Raw genomic sequence first — 19,007 nt, forward strand, 5'->3', positions numbered from 1 at the left:
GATAATCATGTCGTTGTCGAGCAGCGCCCCGAGTAGCGGCAACGTCGCCCCGAGGCGCGGCTCGACAACGACATGATTATCGTAGACACGCTGCGCCAGATTCATGTTCCCCGATATGGTAACGCGCGCCGCCGGTCCGGCGATGCGCAGATCATCGACGTGGGCGTAGCCACCGGCAGCGGTCACCCGGCCGCTGATGCGATCGAAGGCAAAACCCTGCCCGGAGAGGTCGGCGAAGTCGAGCAGGATCCGCCTCGGCAGCATACGCAGCCCCAGCAGCCCCACCACGCGCCCGGCGCCCGGATCCACGTCGGTGATGCGCCCGTCGTTCATGCGCACCCGCACCGCGCCCACCAGATCGGCCAGCTCCACCCCCCACGGAGCCTGGGGCCAGCCGAGCTCGGCGGAGATGTCGACGTCCGCCACTGTCACCGCCCGCGGTGCCTGCAGCAATCCGAGCAGATCCCCCACATCGCCGCTGCGCAGCCGGCCCCGCAGTGCCGTTCCGGTGGGCCGCCACTCCCCGCTGGTCACCAGGTGCAGCGTGGGCCCGCGGATACTGGCTTCATCCATGTACAGCACCTCGCCGCGGGGGCGCAGCCGGACTCGACCGGCACCGGCCACGCGGCCGGCGAGACGCACACTGGCCACGTCGATATCCACCTCGGGCCAAGCCGCCGCGCCGGGCCCGGCCATGCGGGGACGGGGGTCAACCAGGTCCGGCCCGGCATCCGGGGCAGCCTGCGGCACCGGCAGATCCAGGTGATCCAGGTCGGCCCGGACCCGCCTCAACGCCTCGTCCCAGGTGACCTGACCGCTGATCAGATCGCCGCGCAGGGCTAGCTGCCCGGGCTGATCGGCGTACCACTCCGCCGCCAGCGTCTGGTCGCCGTACCCCCGTGCGCCGACGGTCAGATCGCCGACGCGCAAGTGGCCACGCAGCGGCAGCGGCGGCCGCCAGGCCGCGCCCTGCGCACCCAGACCGGACAGACCGTCGCCGGCCTGCCCGATCAGCCAGCGCCGCCAGGCATCGAGGTCCAGCTCGTCGATCCGGCCCTCGACGACACTCCCGCGGGTCGGCAACCTCAACGCACCGGGGCCGAAGCGCAGGGCCAGCGACCGCGGCAGGCCGTCTTCGCCCGCCGCCGCCCCGGCGCGCATCAGCTCCTCACCGTAGCTCAGCCAGTACGACTCGAGCCCCCCGGCCGAGAAGCCCAAGTCCGCCTGCACGTGGCGGCGCTCGTCGCGCTCGACCCCGAACGGTGCCGGCAGGGCCATCTGCGTGCCTGCGAGGCTCGAGCGCACCCGCAGGCTCATCTCCGGCCTCTGGAGGTGCGGCTGGAAGGCTGGCAGGCGGGCACGGACCGACCACGGGGCGGCACCGCTCAGCCAGGCCGGATCCTCGGCCAGCCCCTCGAGCAGGCTCGCTGGCGTGCCATGACCGGCGGCGTCGAGGAGGATGCGCGACCGCCCTTCCACGGTGGCGGTACGCACCCCAATCGACAGCGGTTCGCCGCCCCAGCGGCCGGTCAGCTCCCCGGCGCTGCGTATGCCGGCGGCATCGAAGCTCAGGGCACCGGTCAGTGCCTGGGCATGCACCCAGCGATCGATGCCCGCATCGACCCCGTGGAGCTGCACCCGGCCGTCGAGCAGGACCGTCTCGGGGTGAACCATCTCCAGGGGCACGGCCAGATCCAGGTCGAGGGCCATCGGGCCGCTGGCGTACAGCGGCACCGGATCGCCGAGCCACTCGCGCCCCAGCGGAGAGCCGGCGAGGAAGCCCAGACCACCACCGGCATCGCCCTCGCCTCGACCGCGCACGGTGAGGATGGGCTCGCGCAGATCGTGGATACCCACCGCCACGTCGCGCAGTTCCACCCCGTTGGTGTACCCGCGACCGGTGATGGCCATGCTGGCGTTATGGAAGCGCAGGTCGGCGTGGATGCCGGTCAGCCGCGGCCAACCGCGGTCGTAACGCAACTGGCCACCGCGCACCCCGGCACGGACGTCGAAGACACCGTCACCGGCGTCGAAGGGGAAGCGGTCGGGACGGCCGAAGAAGAGCAGCTCGGCACCGTGGGCGGTGCCGCCGAGCAGGCCGTCCTCCAGCCACTCGACCACCTCCGGTGGCGTGACCCCGGCCGGCACGTAGGCGGGCACCCGCTCGATGGGGATTTCATCGGCGCTGGCGCGCAGGAACAACCGCGGGGTGTCACCATCGCCGCCGGTGAGCGACCCGCGCCCGCTGGCGCGGGTATCGGCGTTCTCGACAAACACCCGCGGCAGCTCGACGGACCAGCGCCCGTCGGGCTGCCAGCTACCGCCGAGCACTGCCCGGGCCCGGCCCACGGCGACATCCTCCCGGAACAACCAGGGCAGCTCGAGCGCCGTCTCGGCCGCGGCCAGTTCAGCGGTCCAGTCCCGCCCGGCAAAGCGCGCCTCGGCGGCCAGGTTGTCGACTCCCGGCGCCGGCCGCCGCGGCTCCATGCCCAGGTCACGACCGCGCAGATTGCCGTGGAGAGCATCGGCCCGGCCGTCGGCCAGCTCCAGCCAGAGCCGACCGTCGAGGATCCCGGAGGCACGCGTATCGGTCAGGACGGCTGCCCAGGGAGCCACGGCGACCCCGTCAAACGCCGCATAAACGGTCGCCGCGGCGGGCGCCTGCAAGGGCAACCGGGCGGCCAGCTGCAGCCCCCGGCCCGGCCCAGCCTCGTCCCCAGCGCTGCGCAGGCCGAACTCCAGCGCCTCGGCGTCGCGGCGTCCGGCCAGCTCGAAACGGACACGCTCCCCGGCCGTACCCCGGCGGGGGATCAGCTCCACGGCGGCATCGCGCAACGCCACACGCCGCGGGACCGCCCGCAGGTCCAGCGCCGCCGCCCCTTGCTGCACCCCGCCCCCCAGCCCCGGCACGGACCAGCCATGCCGGTCCGCCTCCACGGTGACGCGCAACCCCGCCGCCGACACGGCGGCCCACCGGAGCGCGCCGGCACGCAGGCTCTCCAGCGGCGCAGGGGTCAGCGTGGTCCGCTCCAGGGTGATCGGCGCCTCGTCCCCGACCCGCACACCGGTCAGCTCGATCCCCGGCCACAGGCCGCGCCAGACCAGATCAGCACTGTCCACGGCCACCGGCGCCCCGAGGGCCTCGGCAGCCAACCGTTCCACCGGCGCGTTCAAGTTGGGGGCCAGCCAGACGGCCAGACGCAGTGCTGCAGCGCCGAACAGCGCCGCCAGCAGCACCAGGCGCAGGCCGCGCAGCACGCGCGGGCCGAAGCGGCGCATCAGGGCAACCATAACGACGGATTATACGGGAATGACGTCGTACTGGTCGGCCACGTAGAGGGACTCGACCTGCAGCTCGATGGGTCGCTCGATGAACTCCTCAAGCTGCGCCAGGCTGGTGGATTCCTCGTCGAGTAGCACCTCAACGACCGACGGCGCGGCCAGCACGATCACCCGCTGCGACTCGAACTGGCGCACCTCGCGCAGGATCTCGCGGAAGATCTCGTAGACCACCGTTTCGGCGCTCTTCACCGTACCCCGGCCACCGCAGGTCGGACACGGCTCGCAGGTCACCTGCTCGAGGCTCTCCCGCGTCCGCTTGCGGGTCATCTCCACCAGCCCCAGCGAGGAGACGGCACCGATCTGCGTCTTGGCGTGATCCCGCTCGAGGGCCTTTTCCAGGGCACGCAGAACCTGGCGGCGGTGCTCGGCGTCGGTCATGTCGATGAAATCGACGATGATGATGCCGCCGAGGTTGCGCAGGCGCAGCTGCCGGGCGATGGCCTGGGCGGCCTCCAGGTTGGTCTTGAAGATGGTCTCATCGACGTTGCGATTGCCGACGAAACCACCGGTGTTCACATCGATGGTGGTCATCGCCTCGGTCTGATCGATGATCAGATGCCCGCCGGACTTGAGATCCACACGGCGCGACAGAGCGCGCTCGATCTCCTCTTCAACCCCGTAGAGATCGAAGATCGGCCGCTCGCCGGCGTAAAGCTCCACCCGCTCGGCAACATGGGGCAGCAGGTCCTTGCAGAAGTCACGCAGGCGAAGGTAACCCTCGCGGGAGTCCACCCGAACCCGCTCCAAGTCCCGGGTGGCCAGATCCCGCAGGGCACGCAGCAGCAGGGGCAGATCCTCGTGGACCAGGGTCCCGGGCTGCGCCTCGCCGGCGCGCCGGCGGATGCTCTCCCAGAGCCGCACGAGGAAGTCGTGGTCGGCACTCAACGCCTCGTCCGCGGCCCCCTCCGCCGCGGTGCGGAAGATCAGCCCGGCCTCCCCGCGCTCGGCGTCGAACCCCTGAGCCACCGCACGCAGCCGCTCGCGCTCGGCCTCCTCCTCGATCCGCGCCGAAATGCCCACGCCCGCGGAGTGCGGGGTCAGGACCAGGTAGCGCGAGGGCACGGTGATCTGCGTGGTGAGCCGGGCCCCCTTGTTGCCGATCGGGTCCTTGATGACCTGCACCAGCAGCGCCTGTTGCTCGCGCAGCAGCCGGTCGATGGGGGGCGGGGGTCCGCCGGATTCGCGCTGCAGATCCGAGACGTGCAGGAAGGCGGTGCGCTCCAGCCCGGCATCCACGAAGGCTGCCTGCATACCGGGCAGCACGCGGCGCACCTGGCCCAGGTAGATGTTGCCCACCAGCCCGCGGCGGCGGGCCCGCTCCAGGTGGACCTCCTGAAGGACGCCGTTCTCGACCAGGGCCACCCGCGTCTCGCGGGGGGTGAGGTTGATGAGGATCTCCTGGCTCACGCGCCCCCTACCAGCGCTCGCGCCAGGGGATCTCGAGCTTGTCGAGCAGCAGCGTGGTCTCGTAGAGCGGCAGCCCCATGACCCCGGTGTAACTACCCTCCAGGTGTTCGACGAAGACCCCGCCCCGGCCCTGGATGGCGTAGGCCCCAGCCTTGTCCACCGGCTCGCCGCTGGCCCAGTAGCGGGCCCGCTCCTCGGCGGTGATCTCGCGCAGGGTCACCTGGCTGACCGACAGCCGGGTGGCCTCGCGATCGTCGACCAGCGCCACCCCGGTCACCACCCGGTGGGTCTGCCCCGACAGGCGCTCGAGCATACCGTGGGCGTCGGCCTCGCTGGCGGGCTTGCCAAGGATCTCACCGTCGAGGACCACCGCGGTATCCGCGCCGAGCGCCGGCGCCTTTTGCTCAGCAGCGGCGTAGCCGCGCCGGGCCTTCTCCAGGGCCATGCGCAGGACGAACATCTCGGCGCCCTCACCGGGCTCCGGGGTTTCGTCGACGGCGACCGGCAGCGTGTGATACCCGATACCAATGCGCTCGAGCAATTCGCGCCGGCGGGGCGACCCGGATGCGAGGATGATGTAAGGCTCCATTTCCCTAGACCTTGTGGCGGTGCGCTCAGGTTCGATGATACGGATGCCCGCTGAGCAGCGTCCAGGCGCGGTAGACCTGCTCGGCGACCAGCACCCGCACCAGCATGTGCGGAAGGGTCAGCGGCGACAGCGACCAACAGGCATCGGCGCGCTCGCGGACCGCCTCACTCAGCCCGTCGGCGCCGCCGATGACGAAGGCTGCCTCGCCACCCTCGTGGCTCCAGCGCTCCAGGCTGCGCGCCCACTGCCGGGTGTCGCGGGGCTTGCCGGCCTCGTCCAGGGCCACGCAGACCGCCCGCGACGGCAGCGCCCGGAGTAGCCGCTCGCCCTCGCGCTCGCGGGCGTGGGGGTCGTCGTTGCCGCGCCCGCCGGCACTGACCTCGTGCAGTTCCAGACGCCACCCCCTGCCCAGGCGCCGGGCGTAGTCCTCGAAACCGTCCCGCACCCAGCGCGGCGGCTTCTGGCCTACTGCGACGAGGTGGAGGCGCACGCCTCGTCCATCTCCCACATGCGCTCAAGCCGGTAGAAATCGCGGCTCTCCCGGGTCATGACGTGGACCACGGCATCACCCAGGTCGATCAGCACCCACTCCGAGTTCGGCTCGTCGCCCTCCACGCCCAGCGGCGTCAGCCCGCTGGCCTTGGCGTCGTCGACCAGGCTGCGCGCCACCGCGTGCACGTGGCGACGGGAGGTGCCAGTGGTGACCACGATCAGGTCGGTCACCGGCGTGCGCCCGCGGACATCAATGGCCACCGTGTCCAGGGCCTTGATCCCGTCGAGGGACTCGCGGATCCGTTGCTCCAGCTCTTCCACCACCATGACGACCTCTTACAACTGCGGATAGCCGTACCAGCCCGCCTCGACCACCCGCTGCCGCACCGCCTCGGGCAGCAGATAGCGCACGGACCGACCCACGGCCAGGGAACGGCGGATCCCCGTGGCGGAGATATCCACCGGTGTCACCGCCTGGAACAGGATGCGCCCGGCCGGGCTATGACGCAGGCCCGCCGGCTCTTCGGTGACGCGGTCGGCCACTTCCTCGGCAAGTGCTTCGGGCAGCGCGCCGCGCACGCCGGGCCGCTCAGTGACCACGACGTGGGCACGCTCGAACAGCAGCCGCCAGCGCGACCAGCCCGGCAGGCCCAGGAACGTGTCGTAGCCAAGGATCAGACAAAGCGAGACCCCGCCCAGCTCGGCTCGGAGCTCGGCCAGCGTGTCGACGGTGTAGGAGGGGCCGTCGCGATGGAGCTCGCGCTCATCGACACAGGCGCTGGGATTGCCCGCCACGGCCCGGCGCACCAGCTCCGCCCGCTGCTCCGGCCCGACCCGCGGGCGAGCGCGGTGGGGCGGGATGCGCGCCGGGATCAGGCGCAGCTCGGAGAGTTGTACCGCCTCGCGGACCTCCTCAGCCGGGCGCAGGTGACCGTAGTGGATCGGGTCGAACGTGCCACCAAGCAGGCCAATGGTGCGCAGCGGTTGTCTCACGCGGCGACTCACCTCGCTGTCAGCTGCGGACGTGGCCGTCACCAAGGACGATCCACTTCTCGGTGGTCAGCCCTTCCAGCCCCACCGGGCCGCGGGCGTGGAGCTTGTCGGTGCTGATCCCGATCTCGGCACCGAGGCCGTACTCCTGACCGTCGGCGAAACGGGTCGAGGCATTGACCATCACCGAGCTGGAATCCACCTCGCGGAGGAAGCGCTGGGCCAGCGGATAACTCTCGGTGACGATGGCCTCGGTATGCCCGGAGCTATAGCGCTCGATGTGCGCCACGGCCTCTTCGAAACCGTCCACCACTCGCACCGAGAGGGTCGGCCCCAGGTATTCGGTAGCCCAGTCCGCTTCCGTGGCAGGTACAGCCTCGGCGAGCCGGTCCCGGGTGCGCTGGCAGCCGCGCACCTCGATCCCGGCCTCGCGCAACTGGCGGCCGATCTCCGGGAGGACGCGCCCGGCGGCGGCCTCGTCCACCAGCAGCGTCTCCATCGTGTTGCAGGTGCCCAGGCGCTGCGTCTTGGCATTGACGGCGATGGCCACTGCCTTGTCGGTATCGGCCGCCCCGTCGATGTAGACGTGACAGACCCCATCGAGGTGCTTGATCACCGGCACCCGCGCCTCGCGCGCGATGCGCTCGACCAGGCCCTTGCCGCCGCGCGGGACGATCACGTCCACCGACTCGGGCATCTGGATCAGGGCGCCGACGGCATCCCGATCCGTGGTCGCGACCACCTGGACGCCGTCGCCGGGCAGCCCGGCATCTTCCAGCCCGGCGCGGATCTGCTCGGCGATGGCCCGATTGGAACGGATCGCCTCGGAGCCGCCGCGCAGGATGGTGGCGTTGCCCGACTTGATGCACAGCCCGGCGGCATCGGCGGTGACGTTGGGACGAGACTCGTAGATGATGCCGATCACCCCGATGGGCATGCGCATGCGGCCGACCTGGATCCCCGAGGGCCGCGCGGAGAGTTCGCGCACCGCGCCAACCGGGTCCGGCAGCCCGGCGATCTCGCGCAACCCGTCGGCCATACCCTGGATGCGCCCCGGGGTCAGCTCCATGCGGTCGATCAGGGCCGGATCGAGCCCGGCCTCGCGGGCAGCGTCCAGGTCCGCGGCGTTGGCCGCGGCGATGGCCTCGGCACCCGCCTCGATGCGGGCGGCAATGGCTGCCAGGGCGCTGTTACGCGCCCCGGTGCCGGAACGTGCCAGGGCACGCCCGGCCGCCCGGGCCTGCTGCCCGACCCGCCGGATGGTCTCGGTGATGTCGCTCGACTGCTCTGCACTCATCGGGTTTGCTCAAATGGCCTCGATCAGGAACAGGGTGTACCTTCCGGCACTATTTTGCCATGGCACGCGCCAGGCGAGAGACCAGGGCCCGCAGCTGCTCCCACGGCTCCCCCGGCGGGAGCCCCTTGATCGCCCGATCCACCCGGTGGCAGCGCTGCAGCAACTGCCGCCAGGTGGCCACCGGGCGCCGGCGGGCGGCATTGCGCAACCGCGCGGCCCGCCGCTTCCAGATCCGCTCGCGCTGCAGCACGCCCTCGTCGGCGCCGGCCGCCAGCCGTGCCGCCACACGGATATCCCGGGCCAGGGCCCAGAGGATCAGCGGAGGCTGCACGCCCTCCTCCTCCAGCGCGGCCAGAACGCGCAGCGCCCGCGTCCACTCCCCGTCCAGGGCAGCGTCGGCCAGATCGTCCACGGTATAGCGGGCGCTGTCGGCCAGGGCCCCGGCGGCCGTCTCGACATCCACACCGCCCCCGCTGCCGACGAGCAGGCGCAGCTTCTCCACCGCCTGGTCCGCAGCCAGCAGGTTGCCCTCGGAGCGCTCGGCGATGAGCGCCGCCGCCTCGGGGTCCGCCTGCAGCCCGGCGCGGCGCAGCCGCTCGGCCACCCAGCGCGGCATGTCGCGGCCCGGCACCGGCCAGCAGTAGACAAAGATGCCGGCCCCGGCCAGCGCCCGCGCCCACGCCGCCTCCCGGGCCGAACGCTCCAGGCGGCCACTGGTCACCAGCAAGACGGTGTCCTCCGGGGCGTCGCGGCAGTAGGACTTGAGGGCCTCGGCCCCGTCGCGCCCGGGCTTGCCGCCGGGCATGCGCACCTCCAGGAGGCGGCGATCGCCGAACAGCGACAGGCTGCCCGCAGCCTCGGTCAGCCGCCCCCAGTCGAACCCGGCATCGACATCGAGCACCTCGCGCTCGGCGTGCCCGGCCTCGCGGGCCGCACGGCGCACGGCGTCGGCGGCTTCGCGCTGGAGCAGCGGCTCCTCCCCGGCGATGAAGCAGACCCGGGGCAGCACCCCGCGCTCGAGCTGGCGATGCAGGGTCTCCGGCCGCTCGGCCATCAGCGCAGGGCCTGGAGCCGCAGCATCAGCAAGCGCACGGCGTCGGCTCGCAGCTCCTCCTCCAACTCCGCCTCGCGGGCCCGGCGCTCGTCGGCCCCGCCGTCCGGATCGGCAAAGGTGCGCTGGGCATCCAACGAGGTGCGCTGGATGCGCGTCTCGCCCTCGGCATCGACCACGCTGTAGTCGATGGTGTAGGTCAGCCGGTAGTCGAGCACATCACCGCCGGCCCCGACCGAGGCGGTGTCGCGGCTGCTGCCCCGACCGTGCAGGGTCAGCACCCACTCGGCACCGGCGGCGCTCTCGGTGTACTGCCCGCCGCCCCCCTCGATGGCGCGGCGCACCTCGCGGCGCAGCTCGCTGCTACCCGCCTCGTCCACCACCTGAATGACCCGGTCGTCCAGCGAGATCCCGCCCGGGGCGCCACGCAGCTGCCAGCCGCAGGCGCTCAGCGCCAGGGCCAGTACTGCCACGCCCAGCAGCCCGACCACCCCCTGGGACCGGTTCCGCCACGATAATCGCATCCGCACCCCCTGGCGGCGGAAGGCCGCTACTTGGCCACCACGTTGATGAGCTTGCCGGGGACGAAGACCACCTTCCTGATCTCCTTGTCGGCCACGAAGCGCTGCACGTTGTGCTCGGCCAGCGCCGCCTCCCGGGCCTGCTGCTCATCGGCGTCGGCGGGCAGGGTGACGTGGCCGCGAAGCTTGCCGTTAACCTGGACCACCAGCTCCACCTCGTCACGGACCAGCGCCTGCTCGTCCGCCTCGGGCCAGGCGGCCTCGACCACCGGGGCCGTATGGCCGAGCTCGAACCACAGGTGGTGGCAAAGGTGCGGGGTGATCGGCGCCAGGATCAGCACGGCTGCCTCCAGCCCCTCCTGCATCACCGCACGGCCAGCGTCGCTGTCGTCCCCGGCCTTGCCCAAGGCGTTGCACAGCTCCATCACCGCCGCGATGGCGGTATTGAAGGTGAAGCGCTTGCCGATGTCATCGGAGGCCTTGGCGATGGTCTCGTGAACCTTGCGCCGCAAATCGCGCTGGGGGTCGCTGAGCGCCTGCGGATCCAGCGCCGGCGCCGAACCGCGTGCGACGTGATCGCGCACCAGGCCATGGAGGCGGCGCAGGAAGCGGTAAGCGCCCTCGACCCCGGAATCCGACCACTCCAGGGACTGATCCGGCGGCGCCGCGAACATGGTGAACAGGCGCACGGTATCGGCGCCGAAACGTTCGACGAGCTCTTGGGGGTCGACGGTATTGCCCTTGGACTTGGACATCTTGGTCCCGTCCTTGAGCACCATGCCCTGGGTGAGCAGCCGGGTGAACGGCTCATCGGAGCTGACCAGCCCCTCGTCGCGCAGCACCTTGTGGTAGAAACGCGCGTAAAGCAGATGCAGAACGGCGTGCTCGATCCCACCGATGTACTGATCCACCGGGGCCCAGTGGTCCGCCCGCTCGTCGAGCATGGCGCTGTCCTGATCGGCGCAGGCGAAGCGGGCGAAGTACCAGGACGACTCCATGAAGGTGTCGAAGGTGTCCGTCTCACGCTGCGCCGCACCGCCACACTCGGGGCAGGTGGTCTCGTAGAACGACGGCATGGACTTGATCGGCGAGCCGCTACCGCTGATCGCCACGTCCTCGGGCAGCGTCACCGGCAGCTGATCGTCGGGAACGGGGACCGGGCCACAGTCGGCACAGTGGATCATGGGGATCGGGGCGCCCCAGTAGCGCTGCCGCGACACACCCCAGTCGCGCAGGCGGTACTGCACCCGACGCTGGCCCCGCCCCTCGCCCTCGAGGCGCTCGGCGATGGCCACGAAGGCGCGATCAGAGGGCATGCCGCTGAACGGGCCGGAGTCGGCCAACACGCCGTAGTCGCTGAAGGCACCGGCGGAGATGTCCAGCTCGCTGCCGTCGGCCGGGTGCACGACGGGCCGGATGGGCAGCCCATAGGCGCTGGCGAACTCCCAGTCACGCTGATCGTGGGCGGGCACCGCCATGACCGCGCCGGACCCGTACTCCATGAGCACGAAGTTGGCAACCCAGACCGGGATCCGCTCACCGGTGAGCGGATGCACGGCCTCGAGCCCGGTGTCGGCGCCGCGCTTCTCGCGGGTGGCCAGATCGGCCTCCGCCGTGCCGCCCGAGCGGGCTTCGTCAACCAGCTCGGCGATGGCCGGGTTGCCCTCGGACAGCTCCAGGCTGATCGGATGCTCCGGCGCCAGGCCCATATAGGTGACCCCGTAGAGGGTGTCCGGGCGCGTGGTAAAGACGGTCAGCTGCTCGTCGCGACCGGCCAGATCGAAGCTCAGCTCGACGCCCTCGGAACGGCCAATCCAGTTGCGCTGCATATTGCGCACCTGCTCGGGCCACCCTTCGAGCTCATCGAGCGCCTCGAGCAGCTCGTCGGCGTAGTCGGTGATACGCAGGAACCACTGCGGGATCTCGCGCCGCTCGACCAGGGCCCCGGAGCGCCAGCCCCGCCCCTCGATCACCTGCTCGTTGGCGAGCACGGTCTGATCCACCGGGTCCCAGTTCACCGCCGCGGTATCGCGGTAGACCAGCCCCTTGCGGTAGAGCCGCGTGAACAGCCACTGCTCCCAGCGGTAGTAGTCGGGATCGCAAGTGGCCAGCTCGCGGGACCAGTCGTACCCAAAGCCGAGCCCCTTGAGCTGCTCGCGCATGGCGGCGATGTTCTCGCGGGTCCACGCTGCCGGTGGCACCCCGCGCTCCATGGCGGCGTTCTCGGCGGGCAGTCCGAAGGCGTCCCAGCCCATGGGCTGGAGGACGTTGTAGCCCTGCATGCGCTTATACCGGCTGACCACGTCGCCGATGGTGTAGTTGCGTACGTGGCCCATGTGCAGCCGTCCGCTGGGGTACGGGAACATCGACAGGCAGTAGTACTTGGGGCGTCCGGTGTCCTCGCGCGCCCTGAAGGTCTGCTGCTGCTCCCAGTAGGCCTGGGCCTCGGCTTCGATCTCTTTCGGTCGGTACTGGTTGTCCATCGGTGTCTGTCGCTTTCCCGGGCAGGTGAGCCGTGCAGGATAACGGAGCCACGTCCCGGGGTTCTAGTTGCGCGGCCCCCGGATCCGCCGGGCAGGCTCGCATCCGGCAAGCAATCTGCACATCGGCCGGCGTTGCTAGTACCTTGGTACCCAGTACCCGAGGTGCGATGGCATCGACCCGACACGGAGGCCGCATGAGCAAAAAGTCCGACCCGGAACACCAGGCGGGCCACCTGCCCACCAGCTACGAGCGCATGCTCACCCGCCTGCGCGAGCGCTTCGCCAGCTGCGAGGATGGCGGCCCGCGCCTGGCCCAAGCCCTGGAGGAGGTCAAGCGAGCCATGGTCGCCGACGGCGAACTGCCCCGCGCCGACGCCGACCGGGTGGGCGACGCCCTGCAGCGCGACCTGGAGGAGGCGGGCGCCTGGCTGGCCGACCGCAGCCACGACCACCCGCTGCGCGACTGGCTGCGCATGGACCTACAGATGCTGGAGAGCTGGCTGTGGGACGCCTTTTCCTCGGTGGCCGACCGCACCAGCATGGAACTGCGCGGATTCGTAACCACCGGCGAGCCCAGCCTCTACCACACCGACGAGATCGCCGGCCCCGGCGAACTGGCGTGCATCGCCTGCGGGCGCACCATCACGCTGCAGCGCCCCGGCCACATCCCGCCGTGCCCGGGCTGCGAGCACACCGAGTTTGTACGCACGGCACACCGCGACGCAGAGCGGTAATGTGTTGACGGACAAGACGCGGAGGTGGCCCGTGGCGAGGGACGGGCCACTCGGACTCGGCGCGATTCACTGCGCCATGAAGCAGGAAACAACGGAAAAGGGAGGGGAGATGGAGCGGGTGATGGGATTCGAACCCACGACCCCAACCTTGGCAAGGTTGTGCTCTACCACTGAGCTACACCCGCTGTGTCGTTACGGGTGCGCATTCTACAGGCATCGCCGCCGGCGTCAACCCCCTTGTTTCTGCAGGCAATGGCGAGAGCCGGGGCTCGCGTGCCACGGCCACTTGAAACCCCGCCCCGAAGCGGGTAATGCTGAGCAGAACTGGACCCGGGGCCTGGAAGCCGTATCGGCCCGTGCAACCCGTCCAAGCCGAACCGGCCGCCCCAGGGAGGCGCCATGAAGTCCGCCCCGATTCCCGATGACGAACACATCCGGCTGGCGGCACTGTACAGCTACCGCATCCTCGACACCGAGGCCGAGGCGGCCTTCGATCGCTGTGTCCGCACCCTCTGCCGAATCTACGACGTACCCATCGCCGCGGTCTCCTTCGTCGACCGCGACCGGCAGTGGTTCAAGTCGGCCCGCGGCCTGGAAGACTGCGAAACCCCCCGCTCCATCTCGTTCTGCGGTCACGTCATCGCGGAAGGGGGGCTGCTGGTGGTCGAGGACGCGCGCACCGATCCGCGTTTCCACGACAATCCGCTCGTCACCGGCCCTCCCGGCATCCGCTTCTACGCGGGTGCCCCACTGGTCACGCCCGCCGGGCAACCCGTCGGGGTCCTCTGCATCCAGGACCGCGAACCGCGCACGATCAGCAAGGAGGAGCTGATCCCGCTGGAGGATCTGGCCGATCTGCTCATCGCGCAGCTCGAGCTGCGTCACCGCGAGAACGAGCAGCGGCTGCGCCGGCAGCTGGAGCACCGGCAGCGCGAGCTCGAAGCCATCTTCCAGGCGGCCACCTCGGTCAGCCTGATCAAGACGGACCTGGAGGGGATCATCGAGGAGACGAGCACCGGCACCGAGGCGCTCTTCGGGTATGCCCGCCACGAGTTGGTCGGCCGGCCGGTCTCGCTGGTCCACCTCCCCGAGGACCGCTTCCACCCGGAGGCCATCATCGAGCACCTCCGCCACGACTCCACCCCGGTGCGCCGCGAGATGGAGCTGCTGCGCAGCGACGGCACCACCTTCCCGGCGGTCTTCTCGGTCCACCCGATCACCGATAGCAACAACAACCTCATCGCCACCCTGAGCGTGACCTTCGACATCAGCGATCAGAAGTGGGTGGAGCAGCAGCTGGAGCAGGCCCTGCGCGCCAAGAGCGACTTCCTGAACGCCATCAGCCACGATCTGCGCACCCCGCTGAACGCGCTGATGGGGTTCTCCCAGCTGCTCGCCGAGACGGACCTCACGGCGGAGGAGCGCAGGCGCTACGCCGAATACTGCCAGCGCGGCGGCGAACGACTGCACGGGCTGATCGACTCGCTGCTGGAGCTCAGCCAGCTGCAGAGTGGCCGCCTGCAGGCGCATACCGAACCGCTGGACCTCCCCTCGCTGATCGAGGGGCAATGCGCCCTCTATCGGCCGACCGCGCGAGCGAAGGGCATCGATCTGATCTGCCGAGTCGATGCCGGGCTCCCGCGCTGGGTGCGGGGCGACCGGACGCGACTGGAACAGGCGCTCTCCAACCTCATCGATAACGCCGTCAAGTACACCACGGCCGGCGGGGTCACCGTGACGGCCCGCCCCGAGGGCGAACAGCTGGCCTTTGCCATCGAGGACACCGGCCCCGGCATTCCCGCGGCGACGCGAGACCAAGTTTTCGCGGCCTTCGATCGGGGCGACTACGAAGGCGAGCAACCGGGGCACGGGCTCGGGCTGGCCATTACCCGGGAAGTCGCGCAGATGATCGGCGGCGACCTCCACCTGCACAGCGTCGAAGGCCGGGGATCGACCTTCACCCTGACCACCCCGCTGGAGGCGCTGGACGACCGGCGCGCCTCCCGGGCGCAGCGCCCGCCGACAGAGACGACGGAGCGCCCCCCGCCCGGTCTACGCATCCTGGTCGCCGAGGACGAACCGACCAACGCCATGCTGGCGCAGACCCTTCTGGAACGGATGGAGGCCCGGGTCACCGTGGTCGAGGACGGCGCGAGCGCGCTGCGCACCTGGCGCCAACACCCCTTCGACCTCCTCCTGCTCGACCTGCAGATGCCCGGTCTCGACGGCCTGCGGCTGACGCGGGCAATCCGCGACGAGGAGGCCGAGGGCCGGGACGCGCCCCCGGTCCCGATCGCCCTTTTCACGGCCCACGCGCGCAGCGAGGTGGAGCAGCAGGGCTTCGAGGCCGGTTGCGACGAATTCCTCACCAAGCCGGCCCGCCGGTCCGATCTCGAGGCACTGCTGGTGCGCCTGGCGCCCCGGGACCCTCCCTGACCGGCTGCACGCCCGCACCGGAGCACCGCTCCCGGCGACTAGGCGGACGGAGCGGATGCCCTTGGACAGCCTTCGGCGGCCTCCGCAAAGAGTTCGTCGAAAGACACCCCCAGCAGGGTCAGATCGTCGCCGGCCTCGCTGTCGCCGCGCCATGCGGCCACATCCGCGAGCAGCGCATCGAAGGCCTCTCCCGGACGGGTGTGCGCCAGGAGGGCTTCCACTCGCTCCTCCCCGTAGCGCACGCCGGCGGGCGACGCCATCTCGGTCAGGCCGTCGGAGCAGGCGATCAGCCGGGCACCGGCAAACAGCGGATGGTACGCCAACCGCCGGTGCTCGACCGCCCCGCCAGGGACGGCCGCCAGCGGCAGGCCCTCGGCATCGAGCCTCGTCTCACCCCCTCCCGGACCGAGGAGCCAGGCCCGGGGCATGCCTCCGCTCCAGACCCCCAGACGACGCTCGCGGCAGTCGATCTCGAAGAGCGCGGCAGCGAGGAACATCTCGGGCGGCAGGTTGCGGTAAAGCCGGTCGTTGACAGTCTCGAGCAGCGCCTCGCTGTCCAGCCCACGCCGAACCATGTCGTAGAAAAGGGCTGCCAGGGCCGGCACCCCCACCGCGGAGCCAATTCCGTGTCCGGTAAAGTCGCCGAGCAGGAGCACCAGGGTGCCGTCCGGCCGGCGCTCGGCAAGGAAGACATCACCGCCAAGCATTGCGGCCGGCTGATAGGCGTACCGCACCCCCGGCGCCTCCCGGGCCGCGGAGGCCGTAGCGCGCGCCACGATGCGCTGCGCCGTCTCCTGCTCCTCATCCAGCTGGGCCTGGTGGGCGTCGAGAACCGCCTTGTCCGCCGCAACCGTCTGCAGCCGACGGATCAGGGCATCGACCTGGTGCATGACGCGGTTGAGCTCGGAGAACCCCAGACTGATGGTCCGCGGCTGAAAGTCCTCAAGATCGCCGATGGCATTGACCCGCTCGACCTGTGCGCTGAAGCGCTCCAGCGAGCGGGTCAGGTGCACGTTGAGCCAGTGGGCGGCGGCCGCTCCGGCGAGCAGAGTCAGGGGCACGAAAATCAGGAACAGCCAGCCGAAGCCGGCACGAGCCTCGCTCAGCTGGGGACTGAGGTCCTGTTTGACCGCCACGACGCCAAGGACATCGCCGGAGTCGGCATTGACATGGCAGTCGAGGCACTCGCTTTGCGCCACGACAGGCATGACGTGCCGCTGCCGGGTACCGTCCCGGCGATGCTGGGACTCCCCGGTGGCCAGGGCCTGCTCGATGACCGGGTCCGGCTCCCGGGAACCCTCGACGGGCCCGTACAGCGCCTCGACTGGATCACCACGGTAGAGCGCCACCCCAAGCGGACTGTCGTCGTAGGTCGCCTCCAGCGCGTCGATGTAGGCCTCAAGATCCTCCCGGCCCCAACCACGGCTCATGACCTGGAACATGGAGCTGAAGGTGTGTTCGGCCGTTGCCTCGGCCGTGCGCTCGGCGTGATCGCGGATGAGGCTTTCGTGGATGAACAGCGTCACCGAGGCGGTCGCTAGAAAGGTGCCCAGGGCAACCGATACGACCATCACCGCCAGCAGGGCCCTCAAGCTCAGCCGTGCGCCGCCCCATGATGCCCACCAACCGCTGGTCATTCGCCCGCCGCTCGCCGCCACCCGCTGATCATGCCGTCGTGTCACCCTCCAGAATCGGTTAAGCAGCAAATCGCCTGACCATCCCCCCCAGGCCGCGGCCCACCGGCAGCGGTACTCTACGCGATCACCCACGCACACGGTAGACCGCTATCCGACGGCGCCCTCTAAGGAGGCGTGCTGCGCGTGCACCGGATGGTCAACGGATGCCCACCCGCCCATCACGCGGTAGAATCAGGGGTATCGCGACCGTAACCCTACGGATCATCCACCCCTGTTCGTTAACGCGGCGGAGCTATGGCCCAGTACGTCTTTACCATGAACCGGGTATCCAAGGTGGTACCCCCCAAACGACAGATCCTCAAGGACATCTCGCTATCCTTCTTCCCGGGCGCCAAGATCGGCGTTCTCGGGCTCAACGGGGCGGGCAAGTCGAGCCTGCTGCGCATCATGGCCGGCGAGGACCAGGAGTTCGACGGCGAGGCGCGGCCGCAGCCTGGCATCAAGATCGGCTACCTGCCCCAGGAACCGAGGCTCAATGACGACAAGGACGTGCGCGGCAACGTCGAGGAAGGCGTAGCCGAGACCAAGGCCCTGGTGGATCGCTTCAACGAGGTCTCCGCGCAGTTCGCCGATCCGGAAGCCGACTTCGACGCCCTGATCGCCGAGCAATCCAAGCTGCAGGACCAGATCGAGGCCGCCGGCGCCTGGGACCTGGACCGCAAGCTGGAGCAGGCGGCCGACGCCCTGCGCCTGCCGCCGTGGGACGCCTCCGTGGCCAATCTCTCCGGTGGCGAGCGCCGCCGGGTGGCCCTGTGCAAGCTGCTGCTCTCGGCGCCGGACATGCTTCTGCTCGATGAGCCCACCAACCACTTGGACGCCGAGAGCGTGGCGTGGCTGGAGCGCTTCCTCCACGAGTTCCCCGGCACCGTGGTGGCGGTGACCCACGACCGCTACTTCCTGGACAACGTGGCCGGCTGGATCCTCGAGCTCGACCGCGGCGAGGGCATCCCCTTTCAGGGCAACTACTCCGCGTGGCTCGAGTACAAGGAGAAGCGGCTACAGCAGGAAGCCCGCGAGGAGCAGGCCCAGCGCAAGGCGATCCAGCAGGAGCGCGAGTGGGTCCAGCAGAACCCCAAGGGCCGCCAGGCCAAGAACAAGGCGCGCATCAAGCAGTTCGAGGAGCTGCAGTCCCAGGAGTTCCAGAAGCGCAACGAGACCCAGCAGCTCTACATCCCGCCGGGGCCGCGCCTGGGCGACAAGGTGATCATCGCCGACGGGGTGCAGAAGGCCTTCCGCGGCGAGCTGCTTTACGAGGACCTGAGCTGCATCATCCCGCCGGGGGCCATCGTCGGCCTGGTCGGCCCCAACGGCGCCGGCAAGACCACGCTGTTCCGCATGATCACCGGCGAAGAGCAGCCCGACGCCGGCTCCATCGAGGTCGGCGATACGGTGGAGCTCGCCTACGTGGACCAGAGCCGGGACGCGCTCAACCCGGAGAACACCGTCTGGCAGGAGATCTCCGGCGGCCACGACTACATCCGGGTGGGCAACTACGAGACCCCATCCCGGGCCTACGTGGGCAAGTTCAACTTCCGCGGCTCCGAGCAGCAAAAGCGCGTCGGCGACCTCTCCGGCGGCGAGCGCAACCGGGTGCACCTGGCCAAGCTGCTTCAGAGCGGCGGCAACACCCTACTCCTCGACGAGCCGACCAACGATCTGGACGTGGAGACCCTGCGGGCCCTCGAGGATGCGCTGCTCACCTTCCCCGGCTGCGCCCTGGTGATCTCCCACGACCGCTGGTTCCTGGACCGGATCGCCACCCACATCCTGGCCTTCGAGGGTGAGAGCCGGACGGTCTTCATCGAGGGCAATTACCAGGACTACGAGGCGGACCGCAAGAAGCGCCTCGGCGAGGAGGCCGCCCAGCCCCACCGCATCAAGTACAAGCGTCTGGGTACGGGCTGAGGGATCTGGCGACAGGCTGGTGGCGGCGGGCCTCGCTGCCGCCAGCCCCGCTACAACCAGGAG

14 protein-coding genes and 1 tRNA gene are annotated in these 19,007 nt (G+C 70.3%); 3 read left to right on the top strand and 12 right to left on the bottom strand.

All coding sequences use genetic code 11. The features are described 5' to 3' along the window. The 10 genes from CCR79_RS11385 to leuS form a co-directional block, all read right to left on the bottom strand. Positions 1 to 3,291 (bottom strand): YhdP family protein (locus CCR79_RS11385; protein ID WP_201172735.1); only part of this gene is annotated, 3,291 nt, incomplete at its 3' end. Positions 3,292 to 3,300: 9 nt separating this feature from the next. Further along, complete coding sequence (rng, locus tag CCR79_RS11390) at positions 3,301 to 4,749, bottom strand: ribonuclease G (protein ID WP_201172738.1); 1,449 nt, start codon at positions 4,747 to 4,749, stop codon at positions 3,301 to 3,303. Positions 4,750 to 4,756: 7 nt separating this feature from the next. After that, complete coding sequence (locus CCR79_RS11395; protein WP_201172741.1) at positions 4,757 to 5,338, bottom strand: Maf family protein; 582 nt, start codon at positions 5,336 to 5,338, stop codon at positions 4,757 to 4,759. Between the two features lie 25 nt (positions 5,339 to 5,363). Next, the gene (gene rlmH, locus CCR79_RS11400; RefSeq protein ID WP_201172744.1) at positions 5,364 to 5,828 is read right to left on the bottom strand and encodes a 23S rRNA (pseudouridine(1915)-N(3))-methyltransferase RlmH; all 465 of its coding nucleotides are present in this window, start codon (positions 5,826 to 5,828) and stop codon (positions 5,364 to 5,366) included. Next, positions 5,804 to 6,157, bottom strand: coding sequence for a ribosome silencing factor (gene rsfS / locus CCR79_RS11405; RefSeq protein ID WP_201172753.1), 354 nt, complete (start codon positions 6,155 to 6,157; stop codon positions 5,804 to 5,806). The genes rlmH and rsfS overlap by 25 nt, the downstream gene beginning before the upstream one ends. A 9-nt stretch (positions 6,158 to 6,166) precedes the next feature. After that, positions 6,167 to 6,823 (bottom strand): nicotinate-nucleotide adenylyltransferase, encoded by a 657-nt coding sequence (gene nadD, locus CCR79_RS11410; protein ID WP_201172755.1) that lies wholly within the window; start codon positions 6,821 to 6,823, stop codon positions 6,167 to 6,169. Positions 6,824 to 6,842: 19 nt separating this feature from the next. After that, the gene (locus CCR79_RS11415) at positions 6,843 to 8,117 is read right to left on the bottom strand and encodes a glutamate-5-semialdehyde dehydrogenase (RefSeq protein ID WP_201172757.1); all 1,275 of its coding nucleotides are present in this window, start codon (positions 8,115 to 8,117) and stop codon (positions 6,843 to 6,845) included. 49 nt (positions 8,118 to 8,166) lie between these two features. Further along, on the bottom strand, positions 8,167 to 9,171 hold the full coding sequence (gene holA, locus CCR79_RS11420) for a DNA polymerase III subunit delta (RefSeq protein WP_201172759.1): 1,005 nt from the start codon (positions 9,169 to 9,171) through the stop codon (positions 8,167 to 8,169). Further along, on the bottom strand, positions 9,171 to 9,692 hold the full coding sequence (lptE, locus tag CCR79_RS11425; protein WP_201172762.1) for an LPS assembly lipoprotein LptE: 522 nt from the start codon (positions 9,690 to 9,692) through the stop codon (positions 9,171 to 9,173). Before lptE ends, holA begins: the two co-directional genes overlap by 1 nt. A gap of 26 nt (positions 9,693 to 9,718) precedes the next feature. Further along, complete coding sequence (gene leuS, locus CCR79_RS11430; protein ID WP_201172772.1) at positions 9,719 to 12,172, bottom strand: leucine--tRNA ligase; 2,454 nt, start codon at positions 12,170 to 12,172, stop codon at positions 9,719 to 9,721. A gap of 194 nt (positions 12,173 to 12,366) precedes the next feature. On the opposite strand from leuS, the gene CCR79_RS11435 reads away from it, so the two are divergent. Then, positions 12,367 to 12,906, top strand: a complete 540-nt coding sequence (locus CCR79_RS11435; RefSeq protein ID WP_201172774.1) for a zinc ribbon-containing protein — start codon at positions 12,367 to 12,369, stop codon at positions 12,904 to 12,906. A 110-nt stretch (positions 12,907 to 13,016) separates the two neighbouring features. Here CCR79_RS11435 and CCR79_RS11440 read toward each other — a convergent pair. Further along, positions 13,017 to 13,091, bottom strand: a tRNA-Gly gene (locus CCR79_RS11440). 214 nt (positions 13,092 to 13,305) lie between these two features. Here CCR79_RS11440 and CCR79_RS11445 point away from each other — a divergent pair. Next, complete coding sequence (locus CCR79_RS11445; protein ID WP_201172777.1) at positions 13,306 to 15,342, top strand: hybrid sensor histidine kinase/response regulator; 2,037 nt, start codon at positions 13,306 to 13,308, stop codon at positions 15,340 to 15,342. Between the two features lie 38 nt (positions 15,343 to 15,380). On the opposite strand, the gene CCR79_RS11450 is transcribed toward CCR79_RS11445, so the two are convergent. Beyond that, positions 15,381 to 16,913: a PP2C family protein-serine/threonine phosphatase gene (locus CCR79_RS11450; RefSeq protein ID WP_201172779.1), complete on the bottom strand. Its 1,533-nt coding sequence runs from the start codon at positions 16,911 to 16,913 to the stop codon at positions 15,381 to 15,383. Positions 16,914 to 17,273: 360 nt separating this feature from the next. Here CCR79_RS11450 and ettA point away from each other — a divergent pair, with 360 nt between their 5' ends. Further along, complete coding sequence (ettA, locus tag CCR79_RS11455; RefSeq protein WP_201172781.1) at positions 17,274 to 18,944, top strand: energy-dependent translational throttle protein EttA; 1,671 nt, start codon at positions 17,274 to 17,276, stop codon at positions 18,942 to 18,944. Positions 18,945 to 19,007 lie beyond the last annotated feature (63 nt).

It is taken from the genome of Halorhodospira halophila (assembly GCF_016653405.1).
Lineage (GTDB): Bacteria > Pseudomonadota > Gammaproteobacteria > Nitrococcales > Halorhodospiraceae > Halorhodospira > Halorhodospira halophila_A.